The organism is Pseudomonas sp. Irchel s3f19 (assembly GCF_900187555.1).
GTDB classification, from domain to species: Bacteria; Pseudomonadota; Gammaproteobacteria; order Pseudomonadales; family Pseudomonadaceae; genus Aquipseudomonas; species Aquipseudomonas capeferrum.
On record NZ_FYDW01000003.1, the window covers coordinates 804,459 to 817,676 of the forward strand.

General features: G+C 62.1%; 15 protein-coding genes and 1 tRNA gene. 10 read left to right on the plus strand and 6 right to left on the minus strand.

Annotation, left to right across the window (positions count from 1 at the left end):
* Window positions 1–11: 11 nt before the first annotated feature.
* Together CKW22_RS11595 and CKW22_RS11600 are read left to right on the plus strand one after the other, a co-directional pair.
* Window positions 12–1,166, plus strand: coding sequence for an MFS transporter (locus tag CKW22_RS11595; RefSeq protein WP_047583834.1), 1,155 nt, complete (start codon window positions 12–14; stop codon window positions 1,164–1,166).
* Complete coding sequence (locus CKW22_RS11600) at window positions 1,166–1,702, plus strand: oxidase (protein ID WP_095064141.1); 537 nt, start codon at window positions 1,166–1,168, stop codon at window positions 1,700–1,702. Before CKW22_RS11595 ends, CKW22_RS11600 begins: the two co-directional genes overlap by 1 nt.
* Window positions 1,703–1,760: 58 nt before the next feature.
* Here the strand turns inward: CKW22_RS11600 and CKW22_RS11605 are convergent, their stop codons facing one another.
* Window positions 1,761–2,033, minus strand: a complete 273-nt coding sequence (locus CKW22_RS11605) for a DUF3509 domain-containing protein (protein ID WP_033700646.1) — start codon at window positions 2,031–2,033, stop codon at window positions 1,761–1,763.
* A 266-nt stretch (window positions 2,034–2,299) separates the two neighbouring features.
* Here CKW22_RS11605 and CKW22_RS11610 point away from each other — a divergent pair, with 266 nt between their 5' ends.
* On the plus strand, window positions 2,300–2,824 hold the full coding sequence (locus CKW22_RS11610; protein ID WP_033700645.1) for an ankyrin repeat domain-containing protein: 525 nt from the start codon (window positions 2,300–2,302) through the stop codon (window positions 2,822–2,824).
* A 59-nt stretch (window positions 2,825–2,883) separates the two neighbouring features.
* A complete protein-coding gene (locus CKW22_RS11615; protein WP_033700644.1) occupies window positions 2,884–3,414 on the plus strand; it encodes a hypothetical protein in 531 nt (176 codons plus the stop codon).
* Window positions 3,415–3,536: 122 nt separating this feature from the next.
* On the opposite strand, the gene CKW22_RS11620 is transcribed toward CKW22_RS11615, so the two are convergent.
* Window positions 3,537–4,475 (minus strand): ZIP family metal transporter, encoded by a 939-nt coding sequence (locus CKW22_RS11620; RefSeq protein ID WP_095064142.1) that lies wholly within the window; start codon window positions 4,473–4,475, stop codon window positions 3,537–3,539.
* A gap of 127 nt (window positions 4,476–4,602) precedes the next feature.
* Between CKW22_RS11620 and CKW22_RS11625 the strand changes: the two genes are divergently transcribed.
* The 4 genes from CKW22_RS11625 to CKW22_RS11640 all read left to right on the plus strand — a co-directional run bounded on the left by CKW22_RS11625 (window position 4,603) and on the right by CKW22_RS11640 (window position 8,063).
* Window positions 4,603–4,794 carry a PLDc N-terminal domain-containing protein gene (locus CKW22_RS11625; protein ID WP_033700642.1) on the plus strand — a complete coding sequence of 64 codons (192 nt, stop codon included), beginning with the start codon at window positions 4,603–4,605 and terminating at the stop codon, window positions 4,792–4,794.
* 286 nt (window positions 4,795–5,080) lie between these two features.
* Window positions 5,081–7,153 carry an LTA synthase family protein gene (locus tag CKW22_RS11630; RefSeq protein ID WP_033700640.1) on the plus strand — a complete coding sequence of 691 codons (2,073 nt, stop codon included), beginning with the start codon at window positions 5,081–5,083 and terminating at the stop codon, window positions 7,151–7,153.
* 158 nt (window positions 7,154–7,311) lie between these two features.
* Window positions 7,312–7,548 (plus strand): hypothetical protein, encoded by a 237-nt coding sequence (locus CKW22_RS11635; protein WP_033700639.1) that lies wholly within the window; start codon window positions 7,312–7,314, stop codon window positions 7,546–7,548.
* Window positions 7,549–7,730: 182 nt separating this feature from the next.
* Complete coding sequence (locus tag CKW22_RS11640) at window positions 7,731–8,063, plus strand: ribonuclease E inhibitor RraB (protein ID WP_033700638.1); 333 nt, start codon at window positions 7,731–7,733, stop codon at window positions 8,061–8,063.
* Between the two features lie 38 nt (window positions 8,064–8,101).
* On the opposite strand, the gene CKW22_RS11645 is transcribed toward CKW22_RS11640, so the two are convergent.
* Entirely contained in the window at window positions 8,102–8,902 is an 801-nt protein-coding gene (locus CKW22_RS11645) for a c-type cytochrome (RefSeq protein WP_095064143.1), read from the minus strand.
* Window positions 8,903–9,430: 528 nt separating this feature from the next.
* Between CKW22_RS11645 and CKW22_RS11650 the strand changes: the two genes are divergently transcribed.
* Window positions 9,431–10,162, plus strand: a complete 732-nt coding sequence (locus tag CKW22_RS11650; protein WP_033700636.1) for an amidotransferase — start codon at window positions 9,431–9,433, stop codon at window positions 10,160–10,162.
* A 33-nt stretch (window positions 10,163–10,195) separates the two neighbouring features.
* On the opposite strand, the gene CKW22_RS11655 is transcribed toward CKW22_RS11650, so the two are convergent.
* From CKW22_RS11655 to CKW22_RS11665, 3 genes are all read right to left on the minus strand, one after another.
* Entirely contained in the window at window positions 10,196–11,167 is a 972-nt protein-coding gene (locus tag CKW22_RS11655) for a magnesium and cobalt transport protein CorA (RefSeq protein ID WP_033700634.1), read from the minus strand.
* Window positions 11,168–11,230: 63 nt separating this feature from the next.
* A complete protein-coding gene (locus CKW22_RS11660; RefSeq protein ID WP_033700632.1) occupies window positions 11,231–11,950 on the minus strand; it encodes a 1-acyl-sn-glycerol-3-phosphate acyltransferase in 720 nt (239 codons plus the stop codon).
* Between the two features lie 80 nt (window positions 11,951–12,030).
* Complete coding sequence (locus CKW22_RS11665) at window positions 12,031–12,720, minus strand: crotonase/enoyl-CoA hydratase family protein (RefSeq protein WP_047583832.1); 690 nt, start codon at window positions 12,718–12,720, stop codon at window positions 12,031–12,033.
* 289 nt (window positions 12,721–13,009) lie between these two features.
* Here CKW22_RS11665 and CKW22_RS11670 point away from each other — a divergent pair.
* A tRNA-Ser gene (locus CKW22_RS11670) sits at window positions 13,010–13,099 on the plus strand.
* Window positions 13,100–13,218: the final 119 nt, after the last annotated feature.

Consider the following 13,218-nt stretch of genomic DNA (forward strand, 5'->3'; position numbering starts at 1 on the left):
GCTGAGCCACCATGCCCCCGATTCCCTACTGGCGCCTGTCCAGCTTCTACCTTTTCTACTTCGCCCTGCTGGGCTCCACCGCCCCCTTCCTGGCGTTGTATTTCGACCACCTGGGTTTCTCCCCGGCGCGTATCGGCGAGCTGGTGGCCATCCCCATGCTGATGCGCTGCATCGCCCCCAACCTGTGGGGCTGGCTGGGCGACCGTACCGGCCAGCGCCTGCTGATCGTGCGCCTGGGGGCGTTGTCCACCCTGGCCAGCTTCGCCCTGATCTTCTTCGGCAAGAGCTACGCCTGGCTGGCGCTGGTCATGGCCTTGCATGCGTTTTTCTGGCACGCGGTGCTGCCGCAGTTCGAGGTCATCACCCTGGCCCACCTGCACGGGCAGACGTCCCGCTACAGCCAGGTACGCCTGTGGGGCTCGATCGGTTTCATCCTGACCGTGGTCGGCTTGGGCCGGTTGTTCGAGTGGCTGAGCCTGGACATTTACCCGGTAGCCCTCGTCACGATCATGGCCGGTATCGTCGCCGCCAGCCTGTGGGTGCCCAATGCCCAGCCGGTGGAGCAGGGCGAGCGCAGCGGCACGGGGGGCTTCGTGCAGCAGCTACGGGCGCCTGGGGTTATCGCGTTCTATGTGTGCGTGGCGCTGATGCAGCTCAGCCACGGGCCGTACTACACCTTCCTCACCCTGCACCTGGAGCACCTGGGCTACAGCCGTGGCGCCATCGGCCTGTTGTGGGCGCTGGGGGTGGTGGCCGAGGTGCTGGTGTTCATGGCCATGAGCCGGGTCTTCGCGCGGTTTTCCGTGCAGCGGGTGCTGCTGGCCAGCTTCCTGTTGGCCGCCGTGCGCTGGCTGTTGCTTGGCACCTTGGCGGATGACCCGGCAGTGCTCGTGCTGGCCCAGGTGATGCACGCGGCTACTTTCGGTTGCTTTCATGCCGCTTGCATTGCGTTCGTCCAGGCCAGCTTCGGCGCGCGCCAGCAAGGCCAGGGCCAGGCGTTGTACGCAGCACTGTCGGGCACCGGCGGTGCGCTTGGCGCCTTGTACTCGGGCTACAGCTGGAACCTGCTGGGGCCAGCCTTCACCTTTGGTATGGCCAGTGCCGCAGCCTTGGCCGCAGCCGTTATCATTGCCCTTTGTTCGCAATCGACCAGGACCCGCCACTGATGAGTATCCTCAGCGTTTTCCACCCGTCCAGCCCGGAGCTGCCGAACAAGCTGCTGACCCACCACGACGATATACAGGTCACGCTGGCCGAGCAGGGCGTGCGTTTCGTCCACCGCCCGCTTGAGCTAAGGGTTCGCCCCGGCAGCGCCACAGACGAGGTCATGGCCGCGTGCGGCGACTACCTCGATCAACTGATGACCGGCCATGGCAGTACGGTCTTCGCGGTACTCAACCGTGACGGCGCGGACCCGCTGCAGGCCGATGTGCGTGATGAACACGTGCATGACGCCGAAGAGGTGTTTGCGGTCGTCAGCGGGCGGGCGCAGGTGGGCTTGCGCCTGGGTGGGTTCGTGTATTCGGTGCTGTGCGAGAAGGGTGACCAGCTGGTGGTCCCGGCCGGCACGCGGCGCTGGGTAGAGCTGGGGGAGACGCCGTTCTGCGTGGCGTTGCGGTTGTTTGGCAGTGAGCAGGGGATGCAGGCGAGGCTTACTGGGGACGAGACTGCCCGAGCGTTCTTGGGCATCGACGAGCTGTGATACGTGTACCGGTTTCTTCGCGGAGCAAGTCTGCCCCGCGAAGAAATCGGCAAAAGAATCAGCGATAGGTCGGCAATGCAAACCGTTGCTGGCTCTGCAGCATGGTAATGACGGGCAGTTCGCTCGCCTGTTCAGCCAGGTCACGGCGAATGGCGCTGATCGCCCAGGACAGCTGCTCGGCGCTGTGCAGTTGCCCGTAGGTCAACACGCGGCGGGTAACCTTGCCATCAGCGGCACGCAGGGTCAGCAAGACACCACCATCGGGGCGGGGCTGGGTAGCGACCTGGTAGGCCGAAAACACCGAGACGAACTTTTCCTGGATGAGGTCCATATCAACTCCTGACTGTTGTGTGGCAGACGTGAGTTGATGGTTGCAGCGACCGTGCCAAAAAACTTTCTAGCTAAAAGTCCTTTAAAATCAATGTTTTGAGCTTATTTCGCCAAGGCTGCCTCGTGCAACCTGCATGGTCGTGCATTTTGCACAGTGCATTTTGCACGAGCCCTGAGTTAACTATCGGCTCGATAGAATCTGAACCTTTGACCCGCCGGGCTTGCCTGACAAAAAATTAGGCAATCATTTCTGCCAGGAGGTTCAACATGTCCACCCAACCCGCGCCCGCCGCCATGACCGATGACGAAACAGCGGCCTTTGCCGAGCAGGTCTTCGAGCGTGCCCGCCAAGGCGATGCCGACATGCTCGGGCGCTTGCTTGCCAGCGGTCTGCCGGCCAACCTGCGCAATCACAAGGGTGACACCCTGCTGATGTTGGCCAGCTATCACGGCCACCACGACGCGGTTCGCGTGCTGCTGGAACACAGCGCCGACCCGCTGCTTGCCAATGACAATGGGCAACTGCCGATTGCCGGCGCTGCGTTCAAAGGCGACCTGGCGATGATCCGCCTGCTGCTGGAGCATGGCGTGCCGGTGGATGCCGCCGCCCAGGACGGGCGCACCGCGCTGATGCTGGCGGCCATGTTCAACCGCCGCGAGATCATCGACTACTTGCTGGCCCAAGGTGCCGACCCGGCGCGCCAGGATGCCCGTGGCGCCACCGCGCTGATGGCCGCGCAAACCATGGGCGCAGTCGATGCGGTAGCGCGCTTGCAAGCGCTGGCCGGCTAACCCTGAGGGGGCGTTTGCGGCTATCCTTGGCGACTTTTCACCCGCCGCAGGCCCCCTACATGAAAAACCAGTTGCTCGAACTCATCACCCTCATTGGCGCCGGCTGCATGCGCGAGGAAGACATCGAGCGCATCGCCGACGAGGCCGCACAGGCCTACGCCGACCCTGCCGCCTTCCTGGCGGCCAATCCGGACATCAACTACGACGACAGCTTCCCCATTGCCTTGGGTGAGTGGGTCGTGCTCGGCAGCCTGCCGGACACCGTGTTGTTCCAAGCAGACAGCTACCAAGAGCTGTTCCAGAACATCACCGATTCGTTCGACAAGAGCGTGCCATTCACCCTCAAAGCCAAGCAGCTGGCGCGCACCGAGCCGCTGACCGCACTCAATCGTATCCAGGTGCAGATGGGGGCCTTGAACAAGGAGGCTGGTGGTTATGTGCTGCTCAATTTCAGCCAGTTGCTGGATGATGAGTTGCAGATGGTGATGGTGGGCCAGCACGACTTGGCACGGGTGCAGGAGCTGGGGGCCGAAGTCGGGATCAAGGTCGAGCCGGCTTTGGAGGCTTTGAAGGTCGCGGTTCACGTTTGACCTGATCGCTTGCTGTACCGGCCTCTTCGCGGGACAAGCCCGCTCCCACAGGTTTAGTGCACCTTCAGACTTGTGGGAGCGGGCTTGTCCCGCGAAGAGGCCGGCACAGACAACCGAGCGCTTCAGCCCAGCGCGGTATCCAGGAACATCATCACCCCGAACCCGCCCATCAACCCCAGGGTCGCCGCCGTCTGGTGGCCGTTGCGGTGGGTTTCTGGAATCACCTCGTGGGACACCACGAAGATCATCGCCCCCGCCGCCAACCCCATGCTAATCGGGTAGGCCAAGGCGAAGCCGGTGGAAATGCCCAGGCCGATGACTGCGCCCAGCGGCTCCATCAAGCCCGAACCGATCGCCACCAGCGCCGCCTTCATGTTCGACAGCCCCGTGGCCCGCAGGGCCAAGGCCACGGCCAGGCCTTCAGGGATGTCCTGGATGGCGATTGCGCTGGTCAGCGGCAGGCCGATGTTCATGTCGCCATTGGCGAAGCTCACACCAATTGCCATGCCCTCGGGCAGGTTGTGCAAGGTAATTGCCAGCACGAACAGCCACACCCGGTTGATGTGTTCTGCCTCTGGGCCGCATCGGCCAGTGCTTTCATGTTCGTGCGGGGTGAAACGGTCCAGGCCCAGCATCAGCAGCACGCCCAGGCCCATGCCCAGCACCACGGTGAAGGCCGCCGCCGGGCCGTTGCCGGTGATCTCGCGGGCGGCGTCCAGGCCCGGCAGAATCAGCGAGAATGAACTGGCTGCCAGCATCATGCCCGCAGCAAAACCGAGCATCACATCCTGGGTGCGCGCGCTGACATCGCGCAGCACCACGGCCAGGACTGCCCCCAGGGCGGTGGCAGCAAAACCGGACAGGCCGCCCAGCAACGCCAGGTGCAGGTTGTCGGCATGGTCACCGCTGACCGCGTTCCACAGGCTCGCCGCCAGCAGCACGACGACCGCTAGCAGGCTCAAGCCCAGGCCGGCGCTGAGCCAGGGGGTGTTCACCACCTGTTGTCGCCAGGCGCTCAGCAACGAAGGGGAAGTGGCCGTTTCGGTATGGGCGGGTGGCATGCGAACCTCGAATCAGTGAATACAGGCAGTCTAAGCAAGGACCCGCGCAATCGGCCAAGGATTCCCTTCTATCGACGTGATAGCTGGCTATGCTGTGCTGCAACGTCTTTGCAGGGGAGTAACGGGCATGGGGTCCACATTCAATGGCCTGGTTGGGCTGATCATTCTGGCGCTCGATATCTGGGCGATCCTCAATGTGATCAAGAGCGGCAGCGAAGTGGGGGTCAAGGTGCTGTGGATTTTGCTGATCGCGCTGCTGCCGGTGATCGGGCTGGTGATCTGGGCGATTGCCGGGCCCAGGGGCAATATACGCATCTGACGCCCTGTGTGTAGGAGCGGCCTTGCGTCGCGAACGGGTCGCGCAGCGGCCCCTGATATGTGCGGCACCGCCGAAATCGAGGGGCCGCTGCGCAGCCCGTTCGCGACACAAGGCCGCTCCTACACACACACACACACACACACAGGCAACGGTTGTGAAATAAGCAGAAATGCGGCCGTGACAAAATTTTCACATTGGTTTAAACAGAATCCGCACCCGCACAATGCTGCGTTGGTATAAGCCAGCGCCATCTCCGCAAACCCGCAATCCTAGGACCTTCCCATTCATGGCTAACACGGATGCCTTGAGACAGGGCGCGCGAGCGTCGTTCGCGCCGACCCTGAAATCCCACCTGGCCTACACGCTGCTCAGCGCCCTGGTCATCATGCTGATGCTCAGCCTCGTGCGCCTGGCGCTGTTGGTTTACAACAGCGACATGATCGGCGATACGCCCTATGCGACCGTCGCCGAAGGCTTCCTCAACGGGTTGCGCTTCGACCTGCGGGTGGTGGTGTACATCAGCATTCCGCTGCTGCTGGCCATTCTCAGCCCTTGGGCCATGGCCCGCCGTGGCGTGTTCCGGCTGTGGCTGACCATCGCCTCGAGCGTGGTGATGTTCCTCGGCCTGATGGAGCTGGACTTCTACCGCGAGTTCCACCAGCGCCTCAACGGGCTGGTGTTCCAGTACATCAAGGAAGACCCCAAGACCGTCATGAGCATGCTCTGGTACGGCTTCCCGGTGGTCCGCTACCTGCTGGCCTGGGTCGTTGGTACCTGGCTGCTGAGCCTGCTGTTCAAGGGCGTCGACCGCATGACCCGTGGCAGCCAGTCGGCCGGCGCTACCCTGCAGCGCCCTGCAGCAAAGTGGTACAACCGGCTGGCGGTGTTCATGGTGATCCTGCTGGTGGCCGTGGTTGCTGCCCGTGGCACCCTGCGCCAGGGCCCGCCGATGCGTTGGGGTGATGCCTTTACCACCGACTCCAACTTCGTCAACCAGCTTGGCCTGAACGGCACCCTGACCCTGATTGACGCAGCCAAGAGCCGCTTCGGCGAAGACCGCGCCAATATCTGGAAGCCTGTGCTGGACCAGCCGCTGGCCACGCAGACCGTGCGCGAGCAACTGCTGACCGCCCACGATACCCTGGTCGACGCCGACGAGGCTGCGATCCGCCGTGACTTCGTACCGCCAGCCGAGCGCACCCTGCCGATCAAAAACGTCGTGGTGATCCTCATGGAGAGCTTCGCCGGCCACTCGGTAGGCGCCCTGGGCAGCCCCAACAATATCACCCCGTACTTTGACAAGCTGGCCAAAGAAGGGTTGTTGTTCGACCGCTTCTTCTCCAACGGCACCCATACCCACCAGGGCATGTTCGCCACCATGGCTTGCTTCCCCAACCTGCCAGGCTTCGAATACCTGATGCAGACCCCGGAAGGCGGCCACAAGCTGTCTGGCCTGCCGGCACTGCTCAGCGCCCGCGACTACGACGATGTGTACGTCTACAACGGTGACTTCGCCTGGGACAACCAGTCCGGTTTCTTCGGCAACCAGGGCATGACCACCTTCATTGGCCGTAACGACTTCGTCAACCCGGTGTTCTCCGACCCGACCTGGGGTGTGTCCGACCAGGACATGTTCGACCGTGGCGCCGAGGAACTGGCCAAGCACGACGGCAAGAAGCCGATCTATGCGCTGCTGCAGACCCTGTCCAACCACACCCCGTACGCGCTGCCCAAGGACCTGCCGGTAGAGCCGGTCACCGGCCAGGGCCGCCTGGACGAGCACCTGACCGCCATGCGTTACTCCGACTGGGCTCTGGGCCAGTTCTTCGAGAAGGCGCGCAAACAGCCGTACTTCAAGGAGACGCTGTTCGTCATCGTCGGTGACCACGGCTTCGGCAACCACCAGCAGGTCACCGAACTGGACCTAGGCCGCTTCAACGTGCCGCTGCTGCTGATTGCCCCGGGCATCCAGGAGAAGTTCGGTGCGGTCGACCACACCGTCGGTACCCAGGTCGACATCGTACCGACCATCATGGGCCGCCTGGGTGGCCAGACCCGCCATCAGTGCTGGGGCCGCGACCTGCTCAACCTGCCTGAGGGCGACCAGGGCGTTGGCATGATCAAGCCGTCGGGCAGCGAGCAGATCGTTGGCCTGGTGCAGGGTGACCGCATCCTCATCGAGTCCAAGGACATGAGCCCGCGCATGTACCGCTACCAACTGGGCAGCGAGTTCAAGGCCGAGCTGATCGAAAGCCCGGACCAGCCGGAAATGCTGAAAAAGCTTGAAGCGTACATCCAGACCGCGACCAAGAGCCTGTTGGACAACACCGCAGGTGTCGTGCACGGCACACCGAAGTAACGCTGCAACAGGGGCCGCCGTGCGGCCCCTCGTCGGCAAGTGTGGAAGCGGCCCGAACGCCACCACAGAGTCCTGCCAACTGAACAATTGCCCCCGCCCAAGGTCAAGCTATACAGACGTCACACACCCGGCGTTGTTTGATTGAGAGGGCTCGTCCAATGAAAGAGTGGGAAGTCATCTTTGCCGACCAGAAAGGCGAACCGACGTCATTGAAGCTGCGGGCCGAGCAGTGCCCCAGCGAAGAAGACGCGGCCCGTGCTATTCGCTCGCAGCTGTTTCCGGTCATGGATGAGCTGGACCTCAACGACTTCCAGGACCGCACAGTATCCCCCACGGCACGCTGGCTCAAGGAGCAAACTGGCGTGACCATCACCGATATTCACGAAGCGCCCTGATCCGTGCGTTGACGTGGTGCCTGCCCAGGCACTACGCTGGAGCCAGGTGCCAGCCTTTTCTGCGGGCCGGCACCTTTCAATTCGCGTCTTGCATCAGCTCTATACAACTCGATCTGCCCGGCACCGCCGGCAGGTACGTAGTGCCCGGAAAGTCTATCCATTGCTTTGCAGGAGGACGATTCATGAGCAGCCAGAACGACGATATCAGCAGCAATGTCCTGCGCCAGATGAAAGCTGGCGGTTTCGATTTCACCCGTATCCATCCCATCGAGTTCTACGCAGTATTCCCAGACGAAGCCGGCGCACGTCGTGCAGCCGGGCAATTTCGTGGCGAGTCCCTCAACGCCCAGGTGCGCGAAATGAAAGACGGCGCCTGGTACCTTGAACTGAGCAAGGTCATGTATGCCACTTATGGAGGGATTGGCGACTTCGAAGATACGTTCGAGCAGCTCGTGTCACCCTACGGCGGCGAAGTCGAAGGGTGGGGTGTCAAGCACGAGCGGTTGTGCGCCTGACACTCATGGACCGGGGGCTGCCAAGCAGCCCCAGCATCTCAGCGCTTGCGCCCTGCCATATGCCCCAGATAAGCCAATAGCGCATCCAGCTCCTGGTCGCTCAGCACACCCTCTGTAAACCCCGGCATCTTCGCCTGTGGCCAGCGCCGCAGGCTCTGTGGGTCACGTATCAGCTGGCGCAGAAACGCCGGTTGGAAGTACTCGGTAGGGTTGTGCGGCAGGTTCAGGTCCGGCCCCAGCTGGGCGTCACCTGCACCATTGAGGCGGTGGCAGGCCAGGCAGTTCTGCTGGAACAGCGCAAAGCCCTGGCGCACCGGGTGCTCGACCGGCAGCTTCGGGTCTGGCAATAGCGCGGGGAAACGCTGTTCGACCGAGGCCAGGCGGCGGATGGTGGCGATCTGAAACGGCCATTGTTCCGGGCGTATGCTACTGGCTTGCGGTGCCGTCCATACCAGATAGAACGGCCCGGCACTCGGTTTGCCTTTGCCCAGCCCTGGCCACGGTTTGGCGGGGTCTTCGATCGCCAGCCAGGCACGTGCCGGCCCTTCCTGCAGCAGTGGGGCGGCGGGCATTTCGGCAGCAAAACCATCCAGGGCCACGGCTTGCAGGTGGGCGCTGGCGCCTACCCCCTGCAGCAACGCAGCCAGGGGTACGGCCCGATAGTGCATGGGGCGCTTATAGGAGACGTCCTGCTCGATGCGGATGTCCTGGGCCTGCGGGTGGCCAAGCAGTTCAGCGCTGCTCCACTGGCGCGAGTGTGCACCCAGCTCCAGGTGCAGCTGCGCCGCCGACAGTGGCAGGCTCAGTAGCAAGGCGAGTAGGGCAAGGCATTGGCGCATGGTTAATCTCCGACCATCAAGGCCGGCAGGTTACCTGTGCGTTGCCTGTTGGCGCCACAGCCGCCGTCAGCCGAACAAACGTGTCAGGTTCGGCAGGATCAGCAGTAAAGTCGTGGCAAAGACAATGAGCCCCGCTTGGCGTATTTTTGATTGTCTGAACATGGCGGACCGCCTTCTTGTTGTTATTCCTGAATACCCGTTGGCTTCCTTGTCGCGTCTCGGGTCGATCGCAGTGGCGACTGTTGTCGCCTGGTCTGCTTGCCTCTTGAACGTGCATATACAACCAACAGTAGGGTGTGTGGCATCCATGTTTGAGAACCCTTTGTTCTAATTGTAAGGTCAGTTAATTTCATTGCGTTATGAGGCCAATTGCCAGCTGGCTGGCATGCTCTCACTAGACCGCTGCGTTGGCGCCAACGATACGCCGGCAAAATATGACCGTTCGTCAGTGCGGCCTACTTGCTTGTACGTGCCTTTCGCGGCAGTCTCTACAGCAGATTCCCACCCATGTCGTTCAGGACTATCCCTATGTCGTTACGCATCTGCATCCTGGAAACCGATGTCCTGCGACCGGAGTTGACGGCGCAGTACCACGGCTATGGCAGGATGTTCGAGCAGCTGTTCTCGCGTCAGTCGATCGCCGCCGAGTTTCGTGTGTACAACGTGATGAACGGCGACTACCCCGCCGACGATGAAGTGTTCGATGCCTATCTGGTGACTGGCAGCAAGGCCGATTCGTTCGGTTCCGATCCGTGGATCCAGCAACTCAAGGCCTACCTGTTGAAGCTTTACGCACGCGGCGAGAAGCTGCTGGGCGTCTGTTTCGGCCATCAACTGCTGGCCCTGACCCTGGGTGGCAAGGCTGAACGGGCGGAGCAGGGCTGGGGGGTGGGTATCCACCGTTACTCACTGGCGGCACATGCGCCGTGGATGGACCCGCAGGTGTCCGAGCTGACCTTGCTGATCAGCCACCAGGACCAGGTGACCGAGTTGCCGCAAGGCGCTACCGTAATTGCCTCCAGCGACTTCTGCCCAAACGCCGCCTACCACATTGGTGACCAGGTGCTGTGCTTCCAGGGGCATCCGGAGTTCGTGCACGACTACTCCAAAGCGTTACTGGATGCGCGCCAGGCGTATCTGGGCGATGAGGTTTACCACAAGGCCGTGGCCAGCCTGGCCACCGAGCATCAGGGCGACCTGGTGGGGGAGTGGATGTTGCGGTTTATTGAGCAGCCGGTGAACAAGGGTAATCTGGCGTGAGGGGTTTGGGGTCGCCAAGCGGCCCCGGCAATCTCACAACCAACCCGATTTCTTGAAGCTGGCATACAACCCCGTGCACCCCAGCCCAATCACCCCCAGCACGCCAAAATACCCGTACTGCCACCCCAGTTCGGGCATGTTCTGAAAGTTCATCCCATAGATCCCGGCAATCGCCGTAGGGAAGGCCAGTATCGCTGCCCAGGCCGCGAACTTGCGCTGCACGATGCTCTGGCGCGACGACTCCAGCAACATGCCGATCTCGATGGTCTGGCTGGCGATATCGCGAATGCCAGCCAGGTCCTCCATCTGCCGCGTAACGTGAATTTGCACGTCGCGAAAGTAAGGGCGCATGTTCTTGTCGATGAACGGGAAGCTCAAACGCTGCAGTTCCTCGCTCACCTCCACCATCGGCGCCACGTAGCGGCGTAAGCGCAGAATATCGCGGCGCAGGCTGTGCAGGCGGCGGATGTCATCTTCCTGCAGCGAGCCACCGAGCACGCTCTGCTCCAGCTCCTCGATCTCGCCATGAATGGCTTCGCTGACCGGTTGGTAGTTCTCGGTCACAAAATCCAATAGCGCGTACAGCACGAAGTCCTCGCCGTGTTCCAGCAGCAAAGGCCGCGCCTCGCAGCGTTGGCGCACCAGGGCATAGGATTTGGAGTGGCCGTTGCGACAGGTGATGATGTAGCCATTGCCGGCGAAGATGTGGGTTTCGATGAACTCCAGCTTGCCCTCATGACGCACCGGCGAATAGGTGACGATGAACAGCGCGTCGCCAAAAGTTTCAAGCTTGGGCCGGCTGTGTTTTTCCAGGGCATCTTCGATGGCCAGCTCGTGCAGGTTGAACTGGCGCTGCAGGGTGGCCAGCTCCTCGGCGTTGGGCTCCTCCAGGCCGATCCAGACGAAGTGGCCAGGCTTGCACGCCCATTCGCTGCCTTCGTCGATGCTGATATTGGTGACTTTTCTGCCGGCGCTGTACACCGCCGATGCCACGACTCGACCCATGGTTGTCCACTTATTCGGTTGAACACGGTTTACAGCTTGGGCTGTAAGGCGCTTGAGGGCAACCTAGTGGCTCGCCAGTTCAGCTTCCATGCGGTCGATGCACTGCTGCATCTGGCTGCGGCACTGCTCGATCAGTGCGGGGATGTCCCGCTGGCTCAAGCCTGCCGTGGCAATCGGCGGCAGCGAGCGCACGATCACCGTTCGCCGCCGCCAGCTGTTCAGGCTCAGGCGCCGGGCATAACGGCTGACGCACACTGGCACGATCGGCACGCCGGCTTCGATGGCCATGTGGAAGGCGCCTTTCTTGAAGGCCAGCAGGTGCTCGTCCGGGTTGCGGGTGCCCTCCGGGAAGATCCAGATCGAGGTGTCGTTATGCAGAACGTGCGTGGTCTTTTGCAGTGCCTTGCGCGCCTGGTAGGGGTTCTTGCGGTCGACCAATACGTTGCCGCCCAGCCAGAACAGCTGGCCGAACAACGGGATCCAGCCCAGGCTCTTCTTGCCGATGGCCACGGTGCGCTTAGGCACCACCTGGCCAATGACGAACAGGTCGAAATTGGACTGGTGGTTGGCGACGATGACGCACCCGGGAGGGTGATCGAACAGCGGGCCGACTTCGGCCTTTAGCCGGATACGCATCAGCCAGGTGGCCGGCACGCTATAGAGCCGGGCGAAGAGCCGGCTGTTGTCGGGGTTGAAGGGGCGGCACAGGCCGATCACCAGGCCTATGCCGCCCACCAGCAGAAAATGCAGGCCTAACAGGAGCATGCGCAACGAATAAAGCATGACGAGACTCACACCAGACAGTCGAATTCCAGTGTACGACTGTACACTGGAAGAGGCAAATGTCGGGGTGGGTCTTTGGCTTAACCCATCGGGTTCTGGTCCAGCTCGATGGCTTTATCCAGGGCATCGAGCAGGCCCTTGCGCACCTTGAGCTTGGTGTTCTTGTGCGCGAGCATGTTCAGCTTCTTCAATTCACGGGCAGCGGCCAGCGCTGCTTCGTGCAGTTGCTCGGCCGGCACCACCTTGTCGAGGAAGCCGGCGTCCAGCGCCCCTTGCGGGTCGAAGATCTCGGCATTGATCACCGAGCGGTGGAAGGCCGAGCGGCGCAGGCGGTCACGGGCCAGCTCGATGCCGGCATGGTGCATGGTCATGCCGATCTGCACTTCGTTCAGGCACACCTTGTACGGCCCTTCGACGCCGATGCGGTAGTCGGCCGACAGCAGCAGGAAGGCACCTTTGGCCACGGCATTGCCAGGGCAGGCGACGATCACCGGGAACGGGTGCGACAACAGGCGGCGGGCGAGGGTGGAGCCGGCGGTGACCAGGCTGATCGCTTCTTTGGGGCCGGCGGTCATGACCTTGAGGTCGTAGCCGCCAGAGAGTATGCCCGGCTGCCCGGTGATGATGACCACTGCACGTTCCTGCTCGGCGCGGTCGAGGGCGGCGTTGAAGGCGATGATGACATCCGGCGAGATGGCGTTGACCTTGCCGTTGTTCAGGGTCAGGGTGGCGATGCCGTCTTCGGCGTGGTAGGTAATCAGCTCGCTCATGGCAGAGTCCTTTGGGTGGCGTGCTTGCGACGTTACCCAGCACTGCCTGCCAGGTAAAGCAGCAAGGCTGACTGGCCGGTCAGCGTTTGCCCGGCATGCCTTGGCGCGCCGGGGCAGGGCCTGTGCAGGCGGTAAAAGCGCAGGCGAGAATGGCAGCATTGCCTTGGCGACCTCGGGTTTTCAGTGAATTTGCATAAACGCATGAAATTTCTGAAAAAAATGCTTGCCAAAGAAAAGCTCTTCCACTAAATTAGCGCGCCTCGACAGGCTGAAAGGCTTGAAGAGAAACGGTGAAGTGTCCGAGTGGTCGAAGGAGCACGCCTGGAAAGTGTGTATACGAGAAATCGTATCAAGGGTTCAAATCCCTTCTTCACCGCCACATTCTACAAAAAGCCCCCGCGCTGAAAAGCTCGGGGGCTTTTTGTTTTCACAGCGCTAATGGCGCTGCTGCGTGGCCCCTTGCCATCCTGTGCGGGCGAGTAACCCCGCCCCCACAGA

Coding starts and splice junctions, on each gene's coding strand:
- CKW22_RS11595 (WP_047583834.1), top strand. CDS start 12: ATGCCCCCGATTCCCTACTGGCGCCTGTCCAGCTTCTACCTTTTCTAC.
- CKW22_RS11600 (WP_095064141.1), top strand. CDS start 1,166: ATGAGTATCCTCAGCGTTTTCCACCCGTCCAGCCCGGAGCTGCCGAAC.
- CKW22_RS11605 (WP_033700646.1), bottom strand. CDS start 2,033: ATGGACCTCATCCAGGAAAAGTTCGTCTCGGTGTTTTCGGCCTACCAG.
- CKW22_RS11610 (WP_033700645.1), top strand. CDS start 2,300: ATGTCCACCCAACCCGCGCCCGCCGCCATGACCGATGACGAAACAGCG.
- CKW22_RS11615 (WP_033700644.1), top strand. CDS start 2,884: ATGAAAAACCAGTTGCTCGAACTCATCACCCTCATTGGCGCCGGCTGC.
- CKW22_RS11620 (WP_095064142.1), bottom strand. CDS start 4,475: ATGCCACCCGCCCATACCGAAACGGCCACTTCCCCTTCGTTGCTGAGC.
- CKW22_RS11625 (WP_033700642.1), top strand. CDS start 4,603: ATGGGGTCCACATTCAATGGCCTGGTTGGGCTGATCATTCTGGCGCTC.
- CKW22_RS11630 (WP_033700640.1), top strand. CDS start 5,081: ATGGCTAACACGGATGCCTTGAGACAGGGCGCGCGAGCGTCGTTCGCG.
- CKW22_RS11635 (WP_033700639.1), top strand. CDS start 7,312: ATGAAAGAGTGGGAAGTCATCTTTGCCGACCAGAAAGGCGAACCGACG.
- CKW22_RS11640 (WP_033700638.1), top strand. CDS start 7,731: ATGAGCAGCCAGAACGACGATATCAGCAGCAATGTCCTGCGCCAGATG.
- CKW22_RS11645 (WP_095064143.1), bottom strand. CDS start 8,902: ATGCGCCAATGCCTTGCCCTACTCGCCTTGCTACTGAGCCTGCCACTG.
- CKW22_RS11650 (WP_033700636.1), top strand. CDS start 9,431: ATGTCGTTACGCATCTGCATCCTGGAAACCGATGTCCTGCGACCGGAG.
- CKW22_RS11655 (WP_033700634.1), bottom strand. CDS start 11,167: ATGGGTCGAGTCGTGGCATCGGCGGTGTACAGCGCCGGCAGAAAAGTC.
- CKW22_RS11660 (WP_033700632.1), bottom strand. CDS start 11,950: ATGCTTTATTCGTTGCGCATGCTCCTGTTAGGCCTGCATTTTCTGCTG.
- CKW22_RS11665 (WP_047583832.1), bottom strand. CDS start 12,720: ATGAGCGAGCTGATTACCTACCACGCCGAAGACGGCATCGCCACCCTG.